General features: G+C 69.6%; 1 protein-coding gene and 1 pseudogene. Both read right to left on the bottom strand.

The features are described 5' to 3' along the window. Window positions 1-1,712 (bottom strand): FimL-related protein (locus AC1D15_RS28725; RefSeq protein ID WP_477828699.1); only part of this gene is annotated, 1,712 nt, incomplete at its 3' end. 100 nt (window positions 1,713-1,812) lie between these two features. Beyond that, window positions 1,813-2,101: pseudogene (locus AC1D15_RS28730) on the bottom strand (methyl-accepting chemotaxis protein); the annotation flags it as partial.

The raw sequence follows: 2,101 nt of genomic DNA on the forward strand, positions 1-2,101 counted from the left end.
GTGCCGGACTTGGCGTCGAACACGAACAGCGACTTCGCCATCTGCGGCTGCACGCTGAGCATGTCGATCAGGAAGCCGAGCGCACCCAGGTTGCCGGCCAGCCGGTCGAAGGTGCCCGACTGCACGACCTGCTGCGGGTCGACCTCGGTCGTGATGAGGCCATCGACGTCTTCGCGCATGCGCAGCACGGCATGCGAGGCCTGGTCCATGCCCAGCACCGACAGCACCCCGCGCATCGCGGACAGCTGGTTCGGCACCGGCACCAGCAGCTCGCGCTGCGCCGGGTTGCGGAAGAACTGGTCGATCGACTTCTCGGCCTCGGACAGCGAGGCGCGCAGTTCCTGCACGACGCTGCCCATGGTCTGGCGGTCGGAGACGCGGCGGTACAGCTCCTCCATCCACGCTTCGAGCGGGTCGGGGGTGTTGCCGGCGCGCACCGAGGCGATGCGCTGTGCGAGCCGGCGCACGCGGGCGGCCTGCTCGGGGTGGTCGAAATCGGCATCCTCGAGCGAGGCTTCGAGGTACAGCACGCTGGTCGCGACTTCCATCGCGAGCGCGGCTTCCGGCGCGACATTCGACTGCTGCGTCTGCACGACGGCCTGCTGCAGCTCATCGGCCAGCAGCTCGCCGCTCGGGTACAGCCGCTTGACCGAATCGCCGACCAGCGAGAACTGTTCGGCCAGGCCGCTCATGCGGTGCATTTCGCCGCCGGCCACCGACGACCAGGCGTCCTTGGCGGTGGAGACGCGCTTGCGGGCCTGCACGATCAGCGCCGGGTCGAAGCGACCGAGGCGGCTGGTGTCGTAGTCGACCGGCAGGTGTTGCGCGAGGCCGTAGGCCAGGCGAACGGCCGCCAGGCGCGGCGTCTTGCGGCCGTCGCCGGGCGAGGCGGCCTGCGCGCAGAAGAACAGCAGGTCCTGGGCGAGGCGCTCGGAGACGTCGGGCTGGCCGCGCTCCAGCGTGCGCAGCTGCGCGAGCAGCCGCGAGGCCACGCGCTTGGTGTGCACGTCGCCCTTCAGCAGGCCGTTGGCCTGGCCTTCGAAGAAGGCGGCCGCGAGCTTCCACAGCGTGGAGTGGGTCAGATCGGACGCCTGCGCGCCGAGACCGGCGCAGATGTCGCTCATGCGCTGCACGGCCGGCATCGGCTCGCCGCGCATGATCAGCAGCAGCTGGCGTTCCATCAGGCCGCGGGCGATCGAATCGGGGGCGCGCGGCTTGACCGTGGTGTCGGTCGGCAGCTCGCGCCAGYGCCAGTCGATGTTCCACAGGTCGGCGGGGTGCACGCGCTCGGCACCGGCCAGCGTCTGCACCGCCTGGTACTGCGGGAACAGCGCGAGCGGCGAGACCGGCTTGTCGGCCAGCAGGCGCTGCAGGTAGTCGAGCAGCGCGAACGACGCGCGCTCGATGGTGTCGACCTCGGCCGACGTGAGCTTCTGCGGCTTCGCGACGAAGCGCTGCACCGCCGCCTCGCTGGCGGCCAGCAGGCGTGCGACGGCCGGCAGGCCGACCAGTTCGAGCGCACCCACCCCCTGGTGGATCTGCTGCCGCGCCGTGCGCAGCACCGACGGATCGACGGCGTCGACGTCGGAGCCGCTGTTCGCCTCGGCTTCCTTCACGTAGCGGCGCAGCGCCTTGTGGGCGGTGTCCAGGGACTTGCGCAGTTCTTCGTGAACCCACGCGAGCGCGCTGAGGTCGTCTGTCGTCTCACTCATGGTGTCGCTCATCGTCGCGTTGGGGGCGGTGGCAATCCATCTGATGCCTGTGTGGGGTGAGGGGCTGCGGCCCATTCAGGGCCGCAGGCAACACACTAGCTCAACCGATCTTGAACCGTGCAACCGATTGCTTCAGTTCCTCGGCCGTCCGGGACAGCTCGCGCACCATCTGTGCGGTGGAACGGGTACCTTCACCGGTCTGCTCGGTCACCGCGAAAATGTGCTGGATGTTGGCCGCCACCACGTTGGCCGATTCGGCTTCGCGGGACGCCTGGCTGGAAATGTGCGCAATCAGGTCGGCAAGCTGGCGTGACACGCGGTCGATGTCGCCCAGTGCGTTACCTGCCGCGTCGGACAGCCGGGTTCCTTCCACCACGCCCTGCGTCGAG

Source organism: Rhizobacter sp. P2_H2, assembly GCF_056403375.1.